At 52.8% G+C, this 18,980-nt stretch carries 2 protein-coding genes; both read left to right on the forward strand.

Features of this window, described 5'->3' with window-relative positions; all coding sequences use genetic code 11:
- Positions 1-194 precede the first annotated feature (194 nt).
- Entirely contained in the window at positions 195-13,229 is a 13,035-nt protein-coding gene (locus ACJJIK_RS01115; protein WP_444943930.1) for an isopeptide-forming domain-containing fimbrial protein, read from the forward strand.
- On the forward strand, positions 13,229-18,421 hold the full coding sequence (locus tag ACJJIK_RS01120; RefSeq protein ID WP_444943931.1) for an OmpA family protein: 5,193 nt from the start codon (positions 13,229-13,231) through the stop codon (positions 18,419-18,421). The genes ACJJIK_RS01115 and ACJJIK_RS01120 overlap by 1 nt, the downstream gene beginning before the upstream one ends.
- Positions 18,422-18,980 lie beyond the last annotated feature (559 nt).

Here is an 18,980-nt window from a genome sequence, read left to right on the forward strand (position 1 = left end):
AGCTTCTACACGCCTGCTTGAGAACCACTTGGCAATCCCTGCAAAATTTTTCCTGTCTAGCTAGCTAATTATGACTTGCTTCACGGCTACTAGAGGGGGTTGTAATTAAAGTTCGCCCACCGTGGAGTATCTGGTGGAAACGCCCGATTTTTCTCCAAACCCCTGTATTAGAAAGTGGCGGCTGTTAAGTGATAATGAAGTCGGAAGTAGTTGAGCAAAAATCCTACAAGTCTGTGATGATTGGATTTTTATTGGTCTGTGTACTGATCCTGCTAGCTGCACCACAGGCATCGGCTCAATCCAGCTGTCCTTCTTTAACCGAAGACCCCACAGGGTTTGATATTCTCAGTCACCGCTCCAGTGATAGCTGGTGTGTTTTATGTGGTGATGGGCAAGTAACTATCGAAATCGATGTGCCCAGCATTTACAGCGGCCTGGCGGGTACTCAGTCTATCCAGAATATCGTTATTAGCGAGGACTTGGGCTCGTCCGGCCTTGAGTATGTAACAGGCTCTACGTCAGTGAGCTCTGGATCGGTGTTGAGTGAGCCCACCATTAGCGGCACCACTATCACCTGGGATCAGAATGATTTGTCAGCGCTCGCTGAGCGGGATGAAAATACGACCCTGACTATTACCTTTGATGTGCGCAGCCGGGATGACGAAGAAGAAGAGCTGGTAGGCAATAACCGCACCTTAAATGCCACCGCAACCTTCGATTATTGCAGTTATCCAACCACGACAGATACTGACAGCTTGGTCCTGAGTCTCTATGAGCCTCTTCCATCGATCAATAAGCGCGGGCGAAATGTCGATGCAGGTCAAACTAATTTTACCAATAATGTGTATGGCAATATTGGCGATGATGTGGTCTGGCGTGTCCGTATTAGCAACTTGGGTGCTGCTGATATGGAGGATGTCCGCTTTGATGATTTAATGACCAACCCCAATATGGACATCAACTATGCCTGCCCAAACCTGAATTCAGCACTTACGGTCGCCCAGGATAATGGCGTTGCATCCGGTGGTAGCAGCTGTATTTCTGCTAGTAATACAGAGAATAATTTTGTCTTGGACGGTAATTTTGCAAGCGGTCCAGATAATACCGATGTTGAGGCAGGTGGATACCACGATATCTTTTTTGTGGGTAAGGTAAATAGCTCCTGTAGTAATGGCGAAAATACTATTTCTGATGTGCAGTGGGGCTGTGAAATTGATGGGGATACGGGGGTTGGTGGTATTTCTAGTCCCTCCTCTACCAGTGGGCCAGGTTCAGATATTGCTGAGATGCGCACACTTGTAGAAGATGATTTGACCATTACCCAGGAGATAACCGGTACCAACCTGAACCAACCTCTGGGTGCCGCTGGCTACGTAACTATCACCATCAACAACCAAACTGGCGGCTCAGTAAAAGATATTCAGTTTGTCAGTGATTTGCCTGACGAATATGTGGTTGATACTACTTTTACTCCAGAAATTTCCCAGGAAAGCCGTGGTACCAACTACAGCGCCACCTACGATGGCAAAGCCGATACGCTGGAATGGCGAGTGGGGTCTACCTGGAATCAGTGGGACTCTGATCCACTGAATAATAATGAGCCGGAATTCCGCTTATTGAGTAGTACGGTTCACTCGGTATATTCCGACCAAGAGAATATGATGCGGCATGGCGATGAAATCCAAATTCGCTTCCGCATCGTTACGATCGAGCCGGATTTCTATGATTTGGAGGCGGACCTGGATGTAGAGGAAGAGTCCACCACCACCGGTACTGACCCCAATAGCAATATCGCCCTGACAGATAACGTTCTCACGATCGAGTACGAGGACTTCTGCTCTACAGGCACCACGCTAACCCAAGTAGAGTCTCAATCGGTTACCCCCGATCCTGAAGACCTGGATGTGAGTACGGTTCACCCCCTTTATATTGTGCGCGACAGTGGTACATCGGAGCTGACGGTGGATATCACCAATAATGGCGGCCACGATGCGAGTGATTACTCCGTATACATCACCTTTGGTGAGGCGATGAGGGTTCTGTCCAATGACCGCAGCTGTACGGCACTGGGAAGTCCCAGCCTGGGCAGCGTACCTGCGCATCCGCTTTGGAATCAGCCGGATTACCTGCCAAGTTCCTCCACGGTGTATCTCTGTGATAGCGGTGATTTGGGCGGTGAAATCGGGCCCGGTGCAACAGAGCGCGTGGTTTTCGAGGTAGAGAAAAACCACTCGGCCAGCGATGACGACCTTACTTTCCGCGCAGATGTCGTGGGTGAAATCACCCTGTACGACGGCACCGCGCTGAGTTTTCCCACCCCGGATTCCCTAACGGATACAACCCCCAATCAACAGCTGGCCAATAACTACAGCCTCGATGGTATGCGCGCGCGGGTGATGGGCTTTAACCTGGTTAAAGAGCGTTCCGACGAATGTAACGAGCTTACCAGTGAAAGTGCCTACCCCAACAGCAGTGTTTTGATTGGTGAAGAGTGTAGCTTTGAGATTCAAGCCGGTGGCTGGTTTGGCTTCGATACGCCCGGATTCACTTTGATTGAAGTGAAAGATGTCGATGTGATCGACGATCTCCCCGATGGCCAGGGCTATATTGCGGACTCCTCATTAAACTGTTCCGATGTCAGTCTCCCCGATCCCACCTCCCAGGCAAATTGTGTGGCTATATCCTCCAGCGATATTGTCGAGGGCGGTGGCCTGAACAACCTGTTGAGTGAAACGGATTTACAGTGGGATATTACAGCCAGTATTACCGAGAAAGATCGCTGGTTCCTCGCGGATATGACCACCCGTCTGCTCAATGACCCGCTGGATACGGAAAGCACCGACCCGAACCAACACGCGAATGACAGCACGGACTATGCCCGCGCCCAGTTTACTGCGGTTTTCGATACGGAAACCATTATCGTAGATAACTACAACACCAGCGGCACGCTCACCAATATTGATGGTGTTGCAACCACGGTCCCCGGTTTCCCGGATATTACTGAGTGGTCGGAATCGGTGACGGTTACTGAACCCTCAATAGAAGTCGACAAAAAAGTCTGTAATGAAAATCTGTACGGCATAGGAACAAGCTGTAGTAACTTTGTTGATTTTACGAATGAAGGGCACCGCGACCAGACCTATATCTTCCGCCTGACAGTCACCAACCGGGCAGCAGATAGTGGCGTTGATCGCGCTCCCGCCTACGATATTGTGGTAACCGATACCCTGGATGCCTCCGGCCAGATGTGTGTACAGGCCATGGACTCCGACAGTCTGGATAACGATGCCGATGGCAGTTCGGAAACTATTAGTGGTGATGATGGCTGGGTGGGGACTAGCTCGGGTGCAAATAATTACTCGGAAGCGAGCCACTGTAGTGATGGTGGCACCCCCGCTTTTATCACCTTTTCCTATGAGCACTCCAGCGCACTTGAGCGAATTAATCCCGGTGATTCCGTCACCCTGTACTACCGTGTGAAGCCACACCAGTCCGTAGCCCCTTTACAGCTGTTTACCAATACTTTCTTCGCCCGCTACGACAGTTTGGAAGGTGATTCTGGCAATCAGACGGTTCTGCCAATTGACAGTGACTCGGACAATGATGGTGTGGGTGATGGCACCCCCGCAGAGGGGCGTGCGCGTCACTACCAGTCTGACAGTGCCCAGGCGCAGATGCAGATTATTGAGGTACAGGCAGAGCCGAAAGAGGCCCTTGAATTTTCCAATGGCACTGCCAGTGGCACTAGTAGCGATACCGCAGTTGTCGGCGAAGAGGTGCGCTATGAACTGACGGCACAAATCCCGGCGGCGAAACTGCGGAATTTTGTGATTCGTGATGAACTGCCGGCGGGTATGCGCTGTATTGAAGGGGAAACGATCGATTTAAGCGCCTCCCCCTATGATGATGCTGGCTTTGTACCGGGTGGTACTTTTAGTGCTACCTGTACCAGCACGGGCACTGCGGATTATGTGGAGTGGGATTTTGGCGATCAGGAACTCACCACGGTTTCCGGTAGCTTATTTGATTTTCCGGTAGAGTTTATCGCCCGTATTGAGAACAGCAGCAATACCAATGATGGCGATGTGCTGGGCAACGGTGGTAGCTATACCACTGCGCAAGTTACCTATGTGGATGAGTCTGGGACCTCTGTAGCGGTCCCCTTTGATGCACATGAAATTACGGTACTGGAACCGCAAATACAGCTGACAAAATCCTTTGCTGTTACCAATAGTGATGCCGACGATATTCTCACGGTGACGGTTAGCGCGGAAAATATTGGCAGTGCCGATGCCTACAACTTGCAGGTGCTCGACGATCTTACCGGCAGTAACCTGATTTACCTGGGCAATGTGGGCGGCAATGATCCCCCCAATAATATCGATGTCACTACGGTCGGTAGCAATGCGCCCATCTTTAGCTGGAATCGCAGCAATAGCGATTACACCATTGCCGTTGGCGATACAAAAACGTTTACTTTTGAAGTTCAGGTAGAGCAGGGCGTTGAGCCCCATGAAATTCTGGATAATACCGTTGAAGCCCGCTGGCAATCCCTGCCGGGTACAAATACTGCCCTTAACAGTAGCAATACTATTGGCATCGATGGCGCTGCTGACGGCATGCGCATTGGTGTTCTGCCTAATAGTGGCGACCCCATTAACGACTATGAAACCACTGCCAGTGCCCAGACCGAAGTCCCGGCATTAGAACTGACTAAAACAGATCTGGATACCGCAGTAATTCCCACCATTGGTGCCCATAAAGAATTCCAGCTGGAAATCAGTTTGCCGGAAGGTATCAGTGAGAATGTAGTTATCACTGATCAGCTGGGTAGTCCCGAAGGTTATGTGCTCTCTCACAATACCGATTACGATATCACTTATGATTTTATCGGTATCGAAACAATCAATGGCAGTACACCCTCTGAATCCGCCTTTAACAGTTTCCCGGGAGATAACACTGCCGGAAATGCCACTTGGGATATCGGCAGCGTCGATACCACCAGTGAAAATGACACTGCCGGAAGTGCGATTACCCCGCTGATTCGGATTACCTATTTTGCGCGTATCGAAAATGATCTCGCCACTAATGATGGTGACAACCGTCAGAATAGTGCTGCGCTGACATACAGCAATGGGGAAACCGGCAGCACGGAAAATATCAACGACAGCACCGCCAGTGTAACGGTCGTAGAGCCGCTACTGGCAATTAGCAAGGCGGTGAGCAATGCCACCAATCCGGGCAACCTGCCGGTGGGTGGCGATGTACTGGAATACGTTATTACCGTGGAGCACGATTCCGGCTCCACTGCCGCAGCCTATGAGCTGAATTTGGTCGACACCCTGCCTGCCGAATTGACCTTCGACAGCAGTTTTACCCCTACCGCAGCAATAGATGGCAGCGCAGTATCCGCTTTTGTCGCCACACCGGCAGCGGCCCCAACGGGCCCACTGGTATGGGGGCGGGATAACAGCGATAACAGCCTGGATTTGGAGCTGGGCCAAACACTGGTGCTCACCTACCGCACTCAAGTTACCGGTGTTTTTGGTTCGCCCATCAGCAACAGTGTGATGCTGGACTGGACCTCCCTGGATGATAGCAGTATCAATGATCAGGCTTATGAGCGCGACGGTGCTGGGTGTCCCAGTATTTCTGCACCTGACGATTACTGTGTTGGCCCCGCACAGGCCAGCATCGATACAGTGGATAATACCAGTATTGCAAAAACAGTAATTGCCGATACGGATACTGCAACGGCAGTGGGCACTTTGCGTGTTGGTGATACGGTCACTTACCAGCTTGTTCTAAATTTGCAGGCGGGAACCACACCGGCAGTCACCATTGATGATGCGCTGCCCAGTGGTTTGGAGTTTGACACTATTGTCAGCGTAAATGGGGACACTGCGGCTCCCTACGACGACAGTCTGAATGATTTTACCTATTCCGCTATTGCAGTTCCCACTGCCGGTGACACTGGTACGGTCTCCTGGAGCCTCGGGGATATCAGCAGTAATTTCGGCAATACCAATAATTTTGTTATTGAGTACACGGCTAAGGTGGTAGCGGCGGCGGGAATCAGCGCGCCTACGGCAACCCTGACCAATACGGCCCAGCTGAGTTACACCGGTGCCGCCAGTACCTTGCAGGACAGTGCCGACATTACCGTGCTGCAACCGGTTATCGACAGTCTCACCAAGACCGATGCCACTTGGCCCGGCTCCCATATGAATGTGGACCCGGCCAATGATACCATGCAGTTTACCCTGCAAGCCTGTAACTCGGGCCTTGCCCCCGCCTATAACCTGTCGCTGACCGATGACTTGGCGACGCAGATGGACGAGGGCTCTATTGCCAACCTCCAGGTGAGCCTGGACGGAACTGCGCTGGCGCAGGGAACAGATTACACCTATAGCGCCCCCGCAGCGCGCGGTGATGATATGGGCTTCGATTTCCTGGTGCCGGTAGAGGCGGGCACTTGTCTGGAAATCAGCTATGAAATTGGTTTCTATACGGATATTAGTGGCGGCGAAAGCTGGGTTAATACCTTTACGGTCGATGAATTCTGGTCGCTGGAAGCGAGTGACGGCGAACAGTATTCGGCAGTTACCCTGGGCACGCCCTATCCTATGGGCACTGCGGCCACCAGTGTGACGGCTCCGCAGAAAATCTTACAGAGCGCATCTACTGCGGCTGTCGGCGATGAGGTTGTATACCAAATACAGGTACCCGGTAGCAGTACCACCTCGGCCATTTACGATATTGCAATTTCCGATGTGTTGGATTCCAGTCTGGAGCTGGTGCAACTACAGGAAATTAACGGGCTTAGCTACACCGATAATACCAGCGGCAATAATATCGACTTGGCCATTGATATTATTCCAGCGGGTACCGTGGCGATTTTTGAAGTTCGCGCCCGGGTAGCCAACAATGCCACGGCCCAGGCGGGCCACAGCTTTGACAATGAAGTGAGCTATATTTACGCAGCCACTGATGGCGCTGCGTCACAGTCTGGCGGCAGCGGCACTGCGGCAACACTCACTATTGTCGAGCCGGAAATAAGCGCAATCGCCTCTGTTGCCAACCAAACCAATCCCGGCAGCGACCCGGATGCGGGTGATATACTGCGTTTTACCCTGGACCTCAGTGCTGCGGGTAATGCAGAAAACTCTGCGGCCTACGACTTATCAGTTAATGAAGTACTGTCTTTGGGGATTGAATTTGTTCCGGGCACTGTGACCTTTGCCGGCATTTCCCAGGCGGACCCCAGCGTGATTGGCGATGGAATTAGCGCAGCGCAAACCCTGCTGTGGGAGCGGGCTAACAGCGATCTGGATATCGCCGCAGGTGCTAGCAGTGCACTGGTCTTCGACGCGGTTGTACTCGACAGCGTGCAGCCGGCAGCGACACTGTCCGCAACGGCCAGCGTGGAGTGGACCAGCCTCAATGAAGATAACAGTAGTGTTTATGAGCGTAACGGTGCCGATGGCAGCGGTGGCCTGAACGATTATTGGCTGGAAAATATCGTCGCCCAGGTGGACGCCGCTAACGACAGTACAATCAGCAAAATTCGCTTGGACGATAGCTACGTTAGTGCTGATGAGCAGTTGCGAGTGGGGGATTTGGTCGAATACCAGATTACCCTGTCCCTGCCAGAGGGCACGGCCTCCAATGGGCTTATTGTCGATACCCTGCCCCAGGGAATGGTGTTTGTCAGTACGCTCTCAATTAATGGTGAGACCTCTGCACCATTTGCTGCTGCGGCCCCCTTTACCCACAGTGATATTGCCGAGCCGGTACAGTCTGGTGATCCCGCTACGGGGGCCACCACGCTCACCTGGAGTATTCCCGACCTGGTCAATACGGCAGATAACGATATCGGCAACGATGAATTTGTGCTGCGCTACCTGGTGCGGGTTCTCAATGAGGACACTCATCCCTGGCCGGCCACTAATACCGCACTGACCAATACCGCAGAGTTTGGTTTTGATGCTGCCACCGGAGCTGAGACCCGCAGTGATAGTGAAACACTTGATCTGTTGCAGCCGGATCTCTCCGTAGCCATAAGCGCAAACCCCGCAGATGGCAGTACCCTTGCCGCCGGCGATACGATTGAATACACCGTTACAATAACTAACAACGGTTCTTCAGCGGCCTACGATTCGGTATTCCGCGATGTGATTCCCCTGGGCTTGCGTCAAGGGGGCGTCAGTGTCCAATCCCTTTCTGTAAATAGTGCCACTGCGACAGCAGTTGCGCCCACGTTTGATAGCAGTACCGGTGAAGCCGTATGGGATTTTGCCGCAGGTACCGGCTATGCAATCAATGCGGGCGAATCCCTGGAGATGGTTTATCGCGTTGAGGCTGACTCTAACTTAGGTGCCGGGCTCAGCTTGCAGAATGCGGCTTATGTTGAGGTTTATTACTCTCTCGACGATGACGATTTGCCGTCACTCAATTCAGTGGCGGTTACTGAGGATATGCGTGAGGATTATGGACCGACTGCTCCGGTCAGCGTCCAGTTTAATACTCCCAATGCCGCGCCGCTGTCGATCGAAGTGACCCAGTTGACAGCCTCTATTGGCGAGCCGTTTAACTATCGCATTACCATCCCGGAAACGGTGCAAACCACCGCGCTCCACGATGTCACCGTGTTGATGGATCTGACTGCGTCTGCCGCCGACCTGGAATTTGTCAGTGCCAGTAAAGTATCTGGCAGTGCATCTTTCACACCGGAAAATAACGGCAGCTCTACCAGTCTCAGTATTGCCGATAGCACTTCTGGAATAGATGTGCCGGCCGGCGAGCAGGTCGTTATTGATGTAACCCTGCGCCTGCTGGATATAGATCCGCCCAATGTGGACGGCTTGAATTTTGCCACCAGTGCCAGCTATAGCTACAACTACGACAACGACAATGCCTCTGCAGGGCAGGGTGCCGGTAGTGGCAACACAACCGCAGATATGGACGTTGTAGAACCCACAGCGATTACCCTGACTAAATCTGGCCCGACCAGCGTACAGTCCGGTATTGGCGGTACCTTTACTTTAGATTTGCACAATACCGGTACGGGCCCGGCCTGGGATATCAGTGTTACCGATATTTTGCCGGATAATAATCCCGGTGGTATGTGTGAAACTGCCCCGGCCAATTTTACCGCGCAAATTACCGATGGCGCCGGCACCACCATGGCCACCCTGACAGAGGGTTCAGATTTTAATGGGGTATTCGATAGTGCGACTTGTACTCTCACAATTACCACCCTTGGCGCAGCGGCGATGCTGGATGCGGATTACCACCTGCTGATTGGCTACGACGCCTATTTGGATAGCGATACGGTCGATGGTGATACGCTGACGAATATCGCCGCCGTTACCCAGTGGCATAGCTGGGATAGCAGCCTCAGCGAAGTTCGCCAGTACACCCGTGCGGCGCCCACCGATGGTACGCCTGCGCTACTGGATCATGAGGACGCTTATTCGGTTAGCGCCTCTGTGCCGACAGTAACTTTCTACAAGGCTGTAGAAAATATCAGCCGTGGAGAAAATCCGGCCACCGCCGCCAGTCCCACAGAAGTTTTACGTTACACGCTGACTCTGACCAATACGAGCGGTGTTGATGTGAGCGGAGTTGAAGTCAGCGATGATCTGGGCCGATTAAATAATTCGGCGCTGTTTGAATCGGGTAGTTTGCAGTTGCTGAGTACACCGACAGGCAGTGATAGCAGTGCTACCGATCCCTCTGCCGGAACCTGGAATAGTGGTTATCTGCAAGTTAACAATCTGGATCTGAGCGCGAGTGGCAGCACCGGTGATTCCATTCAGATTATTTATGAAGTGACCCTGGCCGCTGTTATTGACAGTGGAACCCAAGTCTTGAACCAGGCTCAGATTCAGCTTCCCGGACAACTGCTACAAGACAGTGACGATCCCAATATCAATGGCATCGATGATCCGGATACTGCGGGGGATGAAGATCCCACCGAAGTACTGATTGAGTCGGAGCCGTCACTGATCGTAGAAAAAACCTCGGCAGATATGACCGATGATGCCGATTTGCTGATGGTAGGAGATACCCTGCGATACACCATTACCGTGGAGAACGCGGGTAATGAGAACGCGATCAATTCCCTGATATTGGATCAGATCCCCGCGAACACGATTTATGTCAGCGGCTCTACCACCCTGAATGGCTCTACATTATCCGATATCAGTGGTAGCTCTCCGCTGGCTGCGGGGATGAGTGTAAATAGCGATGGCGAAGCCGATGGTTTTATCGGTGCCAGTGCCAATGGTGTTTCAGCAGCGGTAATTACCTTTGATGTCACCATTAATGACGTTAATGACGGCACCGTGATTTCGAACCAGGCATTCGTCAATGGCGAGGGTGCGGGTAGTGGTACTTTTGCTGAAGTACCTTCCGATGACCCGAATACCGATACCCCCGATGACCCCACGATCGATATCGTCGGTGATGTGCCTCTGTTAATTGCCCATAAGACCGTGGAAATTGCCGAAGACTACGCCTCCGCAGGGATTGTCGATCCCGGCGATGTACTTCGCTATACCATCGCTATTACCAATATGGGGGGCGTAGACGCACTGGAAGTGGCGCTTACCGACCAGCTGCCAGATGACACCACCTATGTTGCCGGCACCACCACATTAAATGGTACAGCGGTGGCGGATAACGGCGGTGGTAATTCACAACTGGACACCGCCTTGCCAGTGTCATCCGATGATCTGACACCCCCGTTACCGGGCGCTAATGAGGGTGTTATTACCTCGGGCCAAACTGCCACTGTGACGTTTGAAGTGATGGTGAATGCGGGCACCGCGACAGGTACGGTGATTAGCAACCAGGGCAGTGTCGAAGCCGATGAGTTGGCACTCACTCTAACTGATGCCGACGGCAACCCGGCCAATGGCGCCCAGCCAACGGACGTTGTTGTGGGCGATGCACAACTGTTGTCCATTGTGAAAGAAGTTGCCGTTGTCGGCGGTGGTGCCGCAGAGGCGGGTGCGCTATTGGAGTACCTGGTAACTGTTGAAAATATCAGCGGTGTTCCCGCAACTGATATTGAGATCATCGATGATCTGGCCGTTGCCGGGGATGGGGTTCTCACCTATGTTGCGGATTCGGCCCTGCTCAACGGGCAGGCCGACGGTGTAACCGTAGCCGATACGCTGATCACTGCGGACTACGCCACGACCTACGGCGATTTGGAGCCGGGAGAGGTGGTTACTCTGCGTTTCCAGGCGCAGATGTCAGAAAACCTGGATTACGGTTTTACCGTAGTGAACACCGCAGAAGTGCAGTGGAATGACCCGGTTTCCAGTAGCCAGGCCAGCGTTGCCATCGATGTTGGCGGTACTCCCGGTATCGCTAACCTGGCCGGTTATCTGTGGCACGATGTGAATTTCAACGATGCCCTGGATACGGATGAGCGCCTATTGCTTAACTGGGCTGTAGACCTGTATTTCAATGATGAACTGATGGAAACGGTTCAGTCTGATGAAAATGGCTACTTCCAGTTCCAGGGATTGGTGCCCAACAGTTATGGTGGCCTCAGCTACGAGATGCGCTACACCGCACCGGATGCCACGGAAAATACGGCCTCCCTGGGGAATAGCGTTTCTGATTTCACCAGCGGTCCGCAATCGATTAGTGAAATCTACGTGGACTCGGGAGCAAACCCGCAAAATCTGAATTTACCACTGACGCCCAATGGTGTGGTCTACGACTCTGTAAGCCGCTCCGCCATTGAGGGCGCCACGCTCACTATGTTGCGGGTGAGTTCTGGTCAGGAGCTTCCGGCGCGCTGTTTTGATGATGAAACGCAGCAGGGGCAGGTAACCCAGTCCGGCGGCTACTACAAATTCGATATCAACTTCAGCGATGCGGCCTGTCCGTCCAATGTGGATTACCTGATCCAGGTAGATATCGGCGATGAGGATTATGTGGGGGGAGAATCACAGGTAATTCCTGCACAGACTAACAGCGAAACCGCCGGTTTTGATGTGGCTGGCTGCCTGGGCAGCAACGCGGATATGGTTACCGCTACGGCCAACCACTGTGAGGTACAGGAGTCGTCCGCTCACCCCTCCCTGGACGTGGAGGCACGGGATGCGGCAACGGATTACTACCTGCGCATGACCTTGGATGACGGCCAGATTCCAGGGGAAAGCCAGCTGTTTAATAACCATATCGCCATGGACCCGGAGCTGGAGGGCGCGCTCTCCATCACCAAAACTGCGGCCATGCTCAACGTAACCCGCAGCCAGCTGGTGCCCTATACCATTACCTTTGGCAATACACTGCCGATACCGCTAACCGATATACAGCTGGTGGATTACTTCCCCGCAGGCTTCAAGTACGTCGCGGGATCAGCGCGCCTCGATGGCGAGGCGGCGGAGCCGGACAGCGAAGGTTTGCAGCTGAGCTGGTCGGATCTGCGAGTGGAAGCGGAAGAGACCCGCGTATTGAAACTGCTGCTGGTTGTGGGTTCCGGTGTGGGCGAAGGCAAATATGTCAACCGCGCGCGTCTATACAACCAGCTCTCGGCTCAGGCCGCCTCTGGTGAAGCCTCTGCGACGGTGCGGGTAGTGCCCGATCCCACCTTCGACTGCACCGATGTTATCGGCAAAGTGTTTGACGATAAAAATATGAATGGCTACCAGGATGAGGGTGAGGGCGGTCTGCCCGGTGCGCGAGTAGTGACGGCCACCGGTCTGAATGCCACAGCGGACTCCCACGGCCGCTTCCATATCACCTGTGCGGTGGTGCCGAATGGCGATCGGGGTTCCAATTTTGTGCTCAAGCTCGACGACCGCAGCTTGCCAAGCGGGTATCGTCTCACCACTGAAAACCCGCGTGTGCTGCGAGCTACCCGAGGCAAGATGCTCAAGTTCAATTTTGGAGCCAGCTTGCACCGGGTGGTGCGCTTGGATATTGCCGATGCGGTATTTGAACCGGGCACAACAGAACTGCGCCCGCAATGGCATTCCCGAATGGATTTATTGTTAGACAAACTTAGTGAAGCCCCCTCTGTTTTACGCCTTGCCTATCTTGGAGAGAACGAAGACTCGGACTTGGTAGAAGAGCGCCTACAGGCGATTAAGGATCAAGTTGCCCGAGATTGGGAGGGCAGCAATGGTGACTATGATTTGACCATTGAAACTGAAGTTTTCTGGCGCCGTGGCGCGCCCCCCGGCAAAGGAGGATTGCAGTAATGCCCTTTGCGAAACGGAATATTGTCCAGCGAGCCCGCTCGATAAGTTCTGCGGCGAAGACGCCCCGCCTTTTCTCCCGGCGGGATCGCCGTCTCGCCACTGCGATTGCGCTGGCGTTGACACTTCCGGCCCAGGCCCAAGAGGCGGATACGCAGGTGGCTGAGCCGGGCTGGTGGCAGGTCTGGCAAAATCTTCCGGGCTTGAATTCTGAGGAGAGTGAAACTCAAACAGAATTTGAGGAGCAACCGATCGGCAGCAATACCGAGGGTATGCTGCTGCGTGCGCCCACTAATAAATGGGTGCAGGACGCGACTCAATTTGTCGCACCGCTGGACCCGATTGTGGTGGAAGACTTTATCGACCCCATTCTGTTCCATGGTGTTGAGGATGAAATTTCTCCGCAAACAGTGGCACTGCTGCGCCAGCGCTTGAATGAACTGGGCGAGACGCCCAATTTCAAATTGCACTTTATCGGCCACACAGATTCCGATCCTCTCAGCGGAGAGCTGCTAGCGGATTTTGCCAGTAAAGAGGAATTTACCCTGGCGCGGGCGCAGTTTGCGGCGGATTTTCTGCAAGAGGCCCTCGAACTGCCCGAGCAAATGATTGCTGTTGAAGGACGCGGGGATCTGGAGCCCATAGCGGATAATATTACGACCGCCGGTCGCGAAGAGAACCGCCGCATACAGGTGAAAGTGACCTACGATGCCCTGGATAAAAAAGCCATGGCGGAGCGTGCCCGTGCCGAGGCACTGTTACTCAACCGGGTTAAGGTGTGTCGCCAGGAAACCGTGTGTAGGCTGACTTACGCTGCGGGCAGCGAACAGCGGGCACGCCTTAGAAATCTGGTGACGCCACTGCGAATGGGGGGAGGGCAAACAGAATTACCGGAAGCCTTTATTCGCCGTATCCGCGAAGTTCGATCGAATCTGGTGGATAAAAACAATCTGGTTATTCACTTTATCGGCCATACCGATGCCCGCCCTCTGGACGTGAGTGAAAGTGCAGAAGCGCAACAAAAGGCTTATCAAGAGCAATCCTATAGCGAAGCCCGCCGTGTCGCTCAGGCCCTGGGTGCCGCACTGAATTTACCGGCGACGATGCTCACCAGCAGTGGTAAAGGGGCCAGTCAGCCAATAGCGGCCAACGATACCCCCAAGGGCCGCGCCCTCAATCGCCGGGTAGAAGTGGAATTTTGGTATGACGATCCACTGGAGGTCGCTACCGAATCGGTACAGGCCTGTCCGGAAGCGGCCGCAGCAGAAACCCTCACCATCGCCTATGAATCCGCTGGGGGAAAATTATCGCCGATTCGCTTTGACAACGGCGACCCGATTATCAGCCAGGCACAGCTGACCCAAATACGTGCGGCCATGGCTGAAATCTCCAATAAGGCGAATGTTCGCCTGAGCTTTATCGGTTATAGCGATAACCAGCGGATGGATCGCCGCGAAGCAATGGTTTACGGCGATGATCAGGGCTTGTCCGGTGCCCGCGCCCAGCGCGCTATGGCACAGGTACAGGAACTGCTAAACCTCGACGACACCCAGGTGGAGTTTGAGGGGCGCGGTTATGTCCAATCTGATGATGTAGTGCGCAATGGATTTGAACAGCGCGACGGCGCCAGAGTTGAAGTCGAAGTCCTATACGATGAACTGGCTATTCTCACAGAAAGTGATCGCCTGCAAATCGAGCGGATTAATCGCGAGGCCGTGGCCAATAATCCCTACGCGCTCAACTTAATGCGTATCACCGTCGACGGCAGTCCCGAATACGATCCCTATAAAAACTCGGCGGACTTACAGCGCTGTACCGATGTGGCTTTGCAGGAAGCCAATATCCAATTCCGCTTCGACAATAAAAAAATGCAGCCGCGCCTGAATGTGACGGCGTGGCCCAATACAATCCGTTATACGGATAACCCGGATACCGACCTGGCCGAAAACCGGGTATTTTTCAGTAGCTATACCAACTATCCCTCTTTTATTAAAAGTGCAGAGGTGCGCTTGTTTGAAGAGGGCCAGTCCCTGCGCGATACGCCATTGGCCGTTGTGCCGCTGGATCACCTTGGCAAAGGGGAGTGGCGCGCAGAGTTTTCTGAGTTCCAGGCGCCTCTGAAAAAGCTGCACTACGTACTGCGAGCCTATGACAGCAAGGGCCGCTATGACGAGACCAGGGAACAAACCCTGTGGCTGGTGGATAAAGTCGAAGAGTCTTCAGACAGTGAAGATATCGGCAGGGAACTGTTGGTGGGGTACGGTGAAAACCGCCTAGCACAGCAGAACATTCCCTTGGATGGCAACAGTGTACTGGTCAACGGTGCCCAGGTGCCGCCTGGACATACCGTATGGTTAGCGGGTAACCCAGTCCCAGTCGATACACAGGGCCAGTTTATCGCCGAGCAAATTTTTGCACCGGGTATGCATACGGTGGAAGTGGCGATTCTTGATGACGAGGGCAATGGCGAACTCTTCCTGCGGGATTTGGATTTTGCCAAAAGCGACTGGTTTACCGTAGGGATTGCCGATCTTACCGTTGGTTACGATAAAACCAATGGCCCCGCAGCCCTGGTTACCGGCGATGAAACCCATTATGACAACTCGGTAAGTTACGACGGTCGCCTGGCGTTTTACACTAACGGTGGTTTCGGGGAAGGCTGGCGCCTGTCAGCCAGTGCGGATACCGAAGAGGGGCCGGTAGAGGATCTATTTTCCAACTTTATGGAAAAATCCCCCGATGCCTTATTCCGCCGTCTGGATAGTGATTTGTACTACCCGACGTTTGGCGATGATTCCACCGTAGTCGAAGATGCGCCCACATCGGGTAAGTTCTACGTAAAATTATCCAAGTACGATGACTACGGGCTCTGGGGTAATTTCAAAGCAAACTACGCCGACAATGAGCTGGCCCAAATTGACCGGACGCTGTATGGCGCTAGCGGTCACTTTGAAACCGACGGGATGACCAGCTTTGGTGAGAAACGTTTTCAAATAGATGCTTTTGGAGCAGAGCCTGGCACTATTGCCGGGCGCGATGAATATCGTGGAACCGGCGGTTCCCTGTATTACCTCCGCCACCAGGATATTTCCAGCGGCTCGGAGAGTTTACGGGTGGAGGTTCGGGATAAAGATTCCGGACTGGTACTCGCAGTTAAGACCCTCACCGCCGTAGTTGATTACGATATTGACTATATTCAAGGGCGTATCCTGCTTAACAGCCCGCTGTCGTCCCTGGCCAATGACGAGCTATTAATTGAAGATGGGGCGTATAACGGCAATCCCCAGTATCTGGTAGCGCGCTACGAATACACTCCCGGCTTTGAAGAGATGGATACCCTGGCTGTTGGTGGTCGCGCCCACTACTGGCTGGGCGATCATGTCAAATTCGGCTTCAGCAGTATTCAGCAGGATGAAGATGACAATGAAAGTTCGCTACAGGGCATCGACCTGACTCTGCGTAAAAGCGCCAGCAGTTGGCTGAAAATTGAAATGGCCGATAGCGAGGGCAGTAGCCTCGATAGTGTCAGCTCCCTGGATGGTGGCTATACCTTCGATGATGAAAGCCTGGATTCAACCGTTGCTGCCAGTGCCACCAAGGTGGAAGGCGTTGTACAGCTGGGAGATTTCTTCGACAGCTTGCGCGGCTCTGGTAACTTCTACCATCAGGAACGCGAAGCCGGTTTTTCCGGTCCCGGCCAATATGCGGATGGCGATACCCTCCAGTACGGCGGCGGCGTTAACCTACCGATTGGCGAGAGTTTTGATGTAAGGATCAAAGCTGATAGCAAAGAGGAGGAGGATGGGCTGCAAACCAATGCCATAGACTTGATGCTCGGCTACCGTATCAATGATCACTGGCGCCTTACTTCCGCAGTTCGCAATGACAGTCGTGAGGATGAGTCCGAAGTTGTCGCTGCCACCCAGACCGAAGGGGATCGTACGGATATCGCTGTGGAAGCCAGCTATGACTCCGGCGAAAGCTGGAGCGCCTTTGGTTTTGTCCAGAATACGATGGAGGTGACGGGTACTCGCGAAGAGAACAACCGCATTGGTTTTGGTGGCGCTTATCGGGTGAGTGACCGTTTGACCATGGACAGTGAGGTTTCTGGCGGTGATACCGGTACAGCTGCCCGCCTGGGTACGGATTTCCTGGTAACCGACAGAACCAGTCTCTATATGAATTACGCCCTGGACAATGAGCGCAGCGATACCGGTGTGCGCGCACGCAAGGGCAATATGAGTACCGGTTTCCGCAGCCGCTATTCCGACACGCTAAATATCTACGGTGAAGAGCGCTACAGCCACGGTGACGTTTCCACCGGTTTGACCCATGCCCTGGGTATGGACTTGGCTCCCAATGACCGCTGGACCTATGGCACCACTTTGGAAGCGGGCACACTGGAAGACCCAGATACCGGGGCCAAAACTGAGCGCAATGCGCTGGGCTTTAATATGGGCTATGGTGTGGATGCTATACGTATTTCATCAGCGCTGGAATACCGCACCGATATCACGGAAACTGTAGCGGATGACAATACGGTATCGGAAACTGAACGCGATACCTGGTTATTAAAAAATACTTTCAATTACCAGTTTACCCCAGACTGGCGCCTGGTGGGCAAGTTCAACTACTCCGACAGTAAAAGCTCACAGGGTGAATTCTACGATGGTAAGTTTACCGAAGCGGTTATGGGTTATGCTTATCGCCCGGTAAATAATGACCGCCTGAATACCCTGATGAAGTACACCTACTTCTATAATGTGCCGACTCAGGATCAGGTTACGGTTGAAAATACCTCCACTGAATTTATCCAGAAGAGCCATATCTTCTCCGTAGATGCCAGTTACGATCTCAACCGACAGTGGACTTTGGGCGGCAAGTACGCCTATCGTCTGGGTCAGTTGAGTATGGATACGGAAGATCCAGAGTTTTTTGACAGCCGTGCCAGCCTCTATGTAGTACGTGCCGACTGGCACTTTATCAAGCGTTGGGATCTCCTTCTGGAAGCCCGCCTATTGGACCTCCCCGATGCCCAGGACCGCAAGAGCGGTGCCTTGATAGGTCTGTATCGCCATGTCGGCGATCACCTTAAATTGGGGGTGGGCTACAACTTTACCGACTTCTCTGATGACCTCACCCAGCTGGACTATGACAGTCATGGGGTGTTTATTAATATTATTGGCAAGTTGTGAGTTTAGGGCCTGGCGTTAGCCGGGTCTGTCTCGTAACTGGGTTAGATTGTGGCTATACAGGATCTGACTTATTCGGTATTTGGTATAGTAATACTTGGTACTACTCTTAGCTCCTGTGAGTGTTTGTCTACTCGCTCAAATTGGTAGAGTAGCTTGCTGTGAAAGACAATATCTTCTTATCTGTCGATTCGTTCGGTTTTAGACAAGGATTCGTCAACAATATTTTTATTGTCAGTATCCATTTCAGGCGCTAAGCCAGCTAAACGATATTTAAGTGCTGAACGGATGTATGATGTTTCTTTGAATGTAAGCCCCGCCATTTTAAACGAGTCTCATACATTTCCTTTTATATGTTGGGGGAGAGGGTAATAAAATTTCCGTGCCTATCTGCTGAGTATAATTTCTAACATTATCTGGTTTTTCAACTAGATCGCCGGTAATTTTATCTTTTCATATTATAGGGCGGTTGTCCTTCTTTGTTCTTTTTTTAGATATCTTTGGGTTATCTTTGTCTCAAAGTTTAAATGCCCTCTCGCAATAAAATTTAGTGTGCCACTAC

This window comes from Microbulbifer regidiadema (SeqCode), assembly GCF_052466995.1.

Bases quoted from the DNA above. Each gene is read 5' to 3' on its own strand.
- ACJJIK_RS01115 (WP_444943930.1), top strand. From the start codon at position 195: ATGAAGTCGGAAGTAGTTGAGCAAAAATCCTACAAGTCTGTGATGATT.
- ACJJIK_RS01120 (WP_444943931.1), top strand. From the start codon at position 13,229: ATGCCCTTTGCGAAACGGAATATTGTCCAGCGAGCCCGCTCGATAAGT.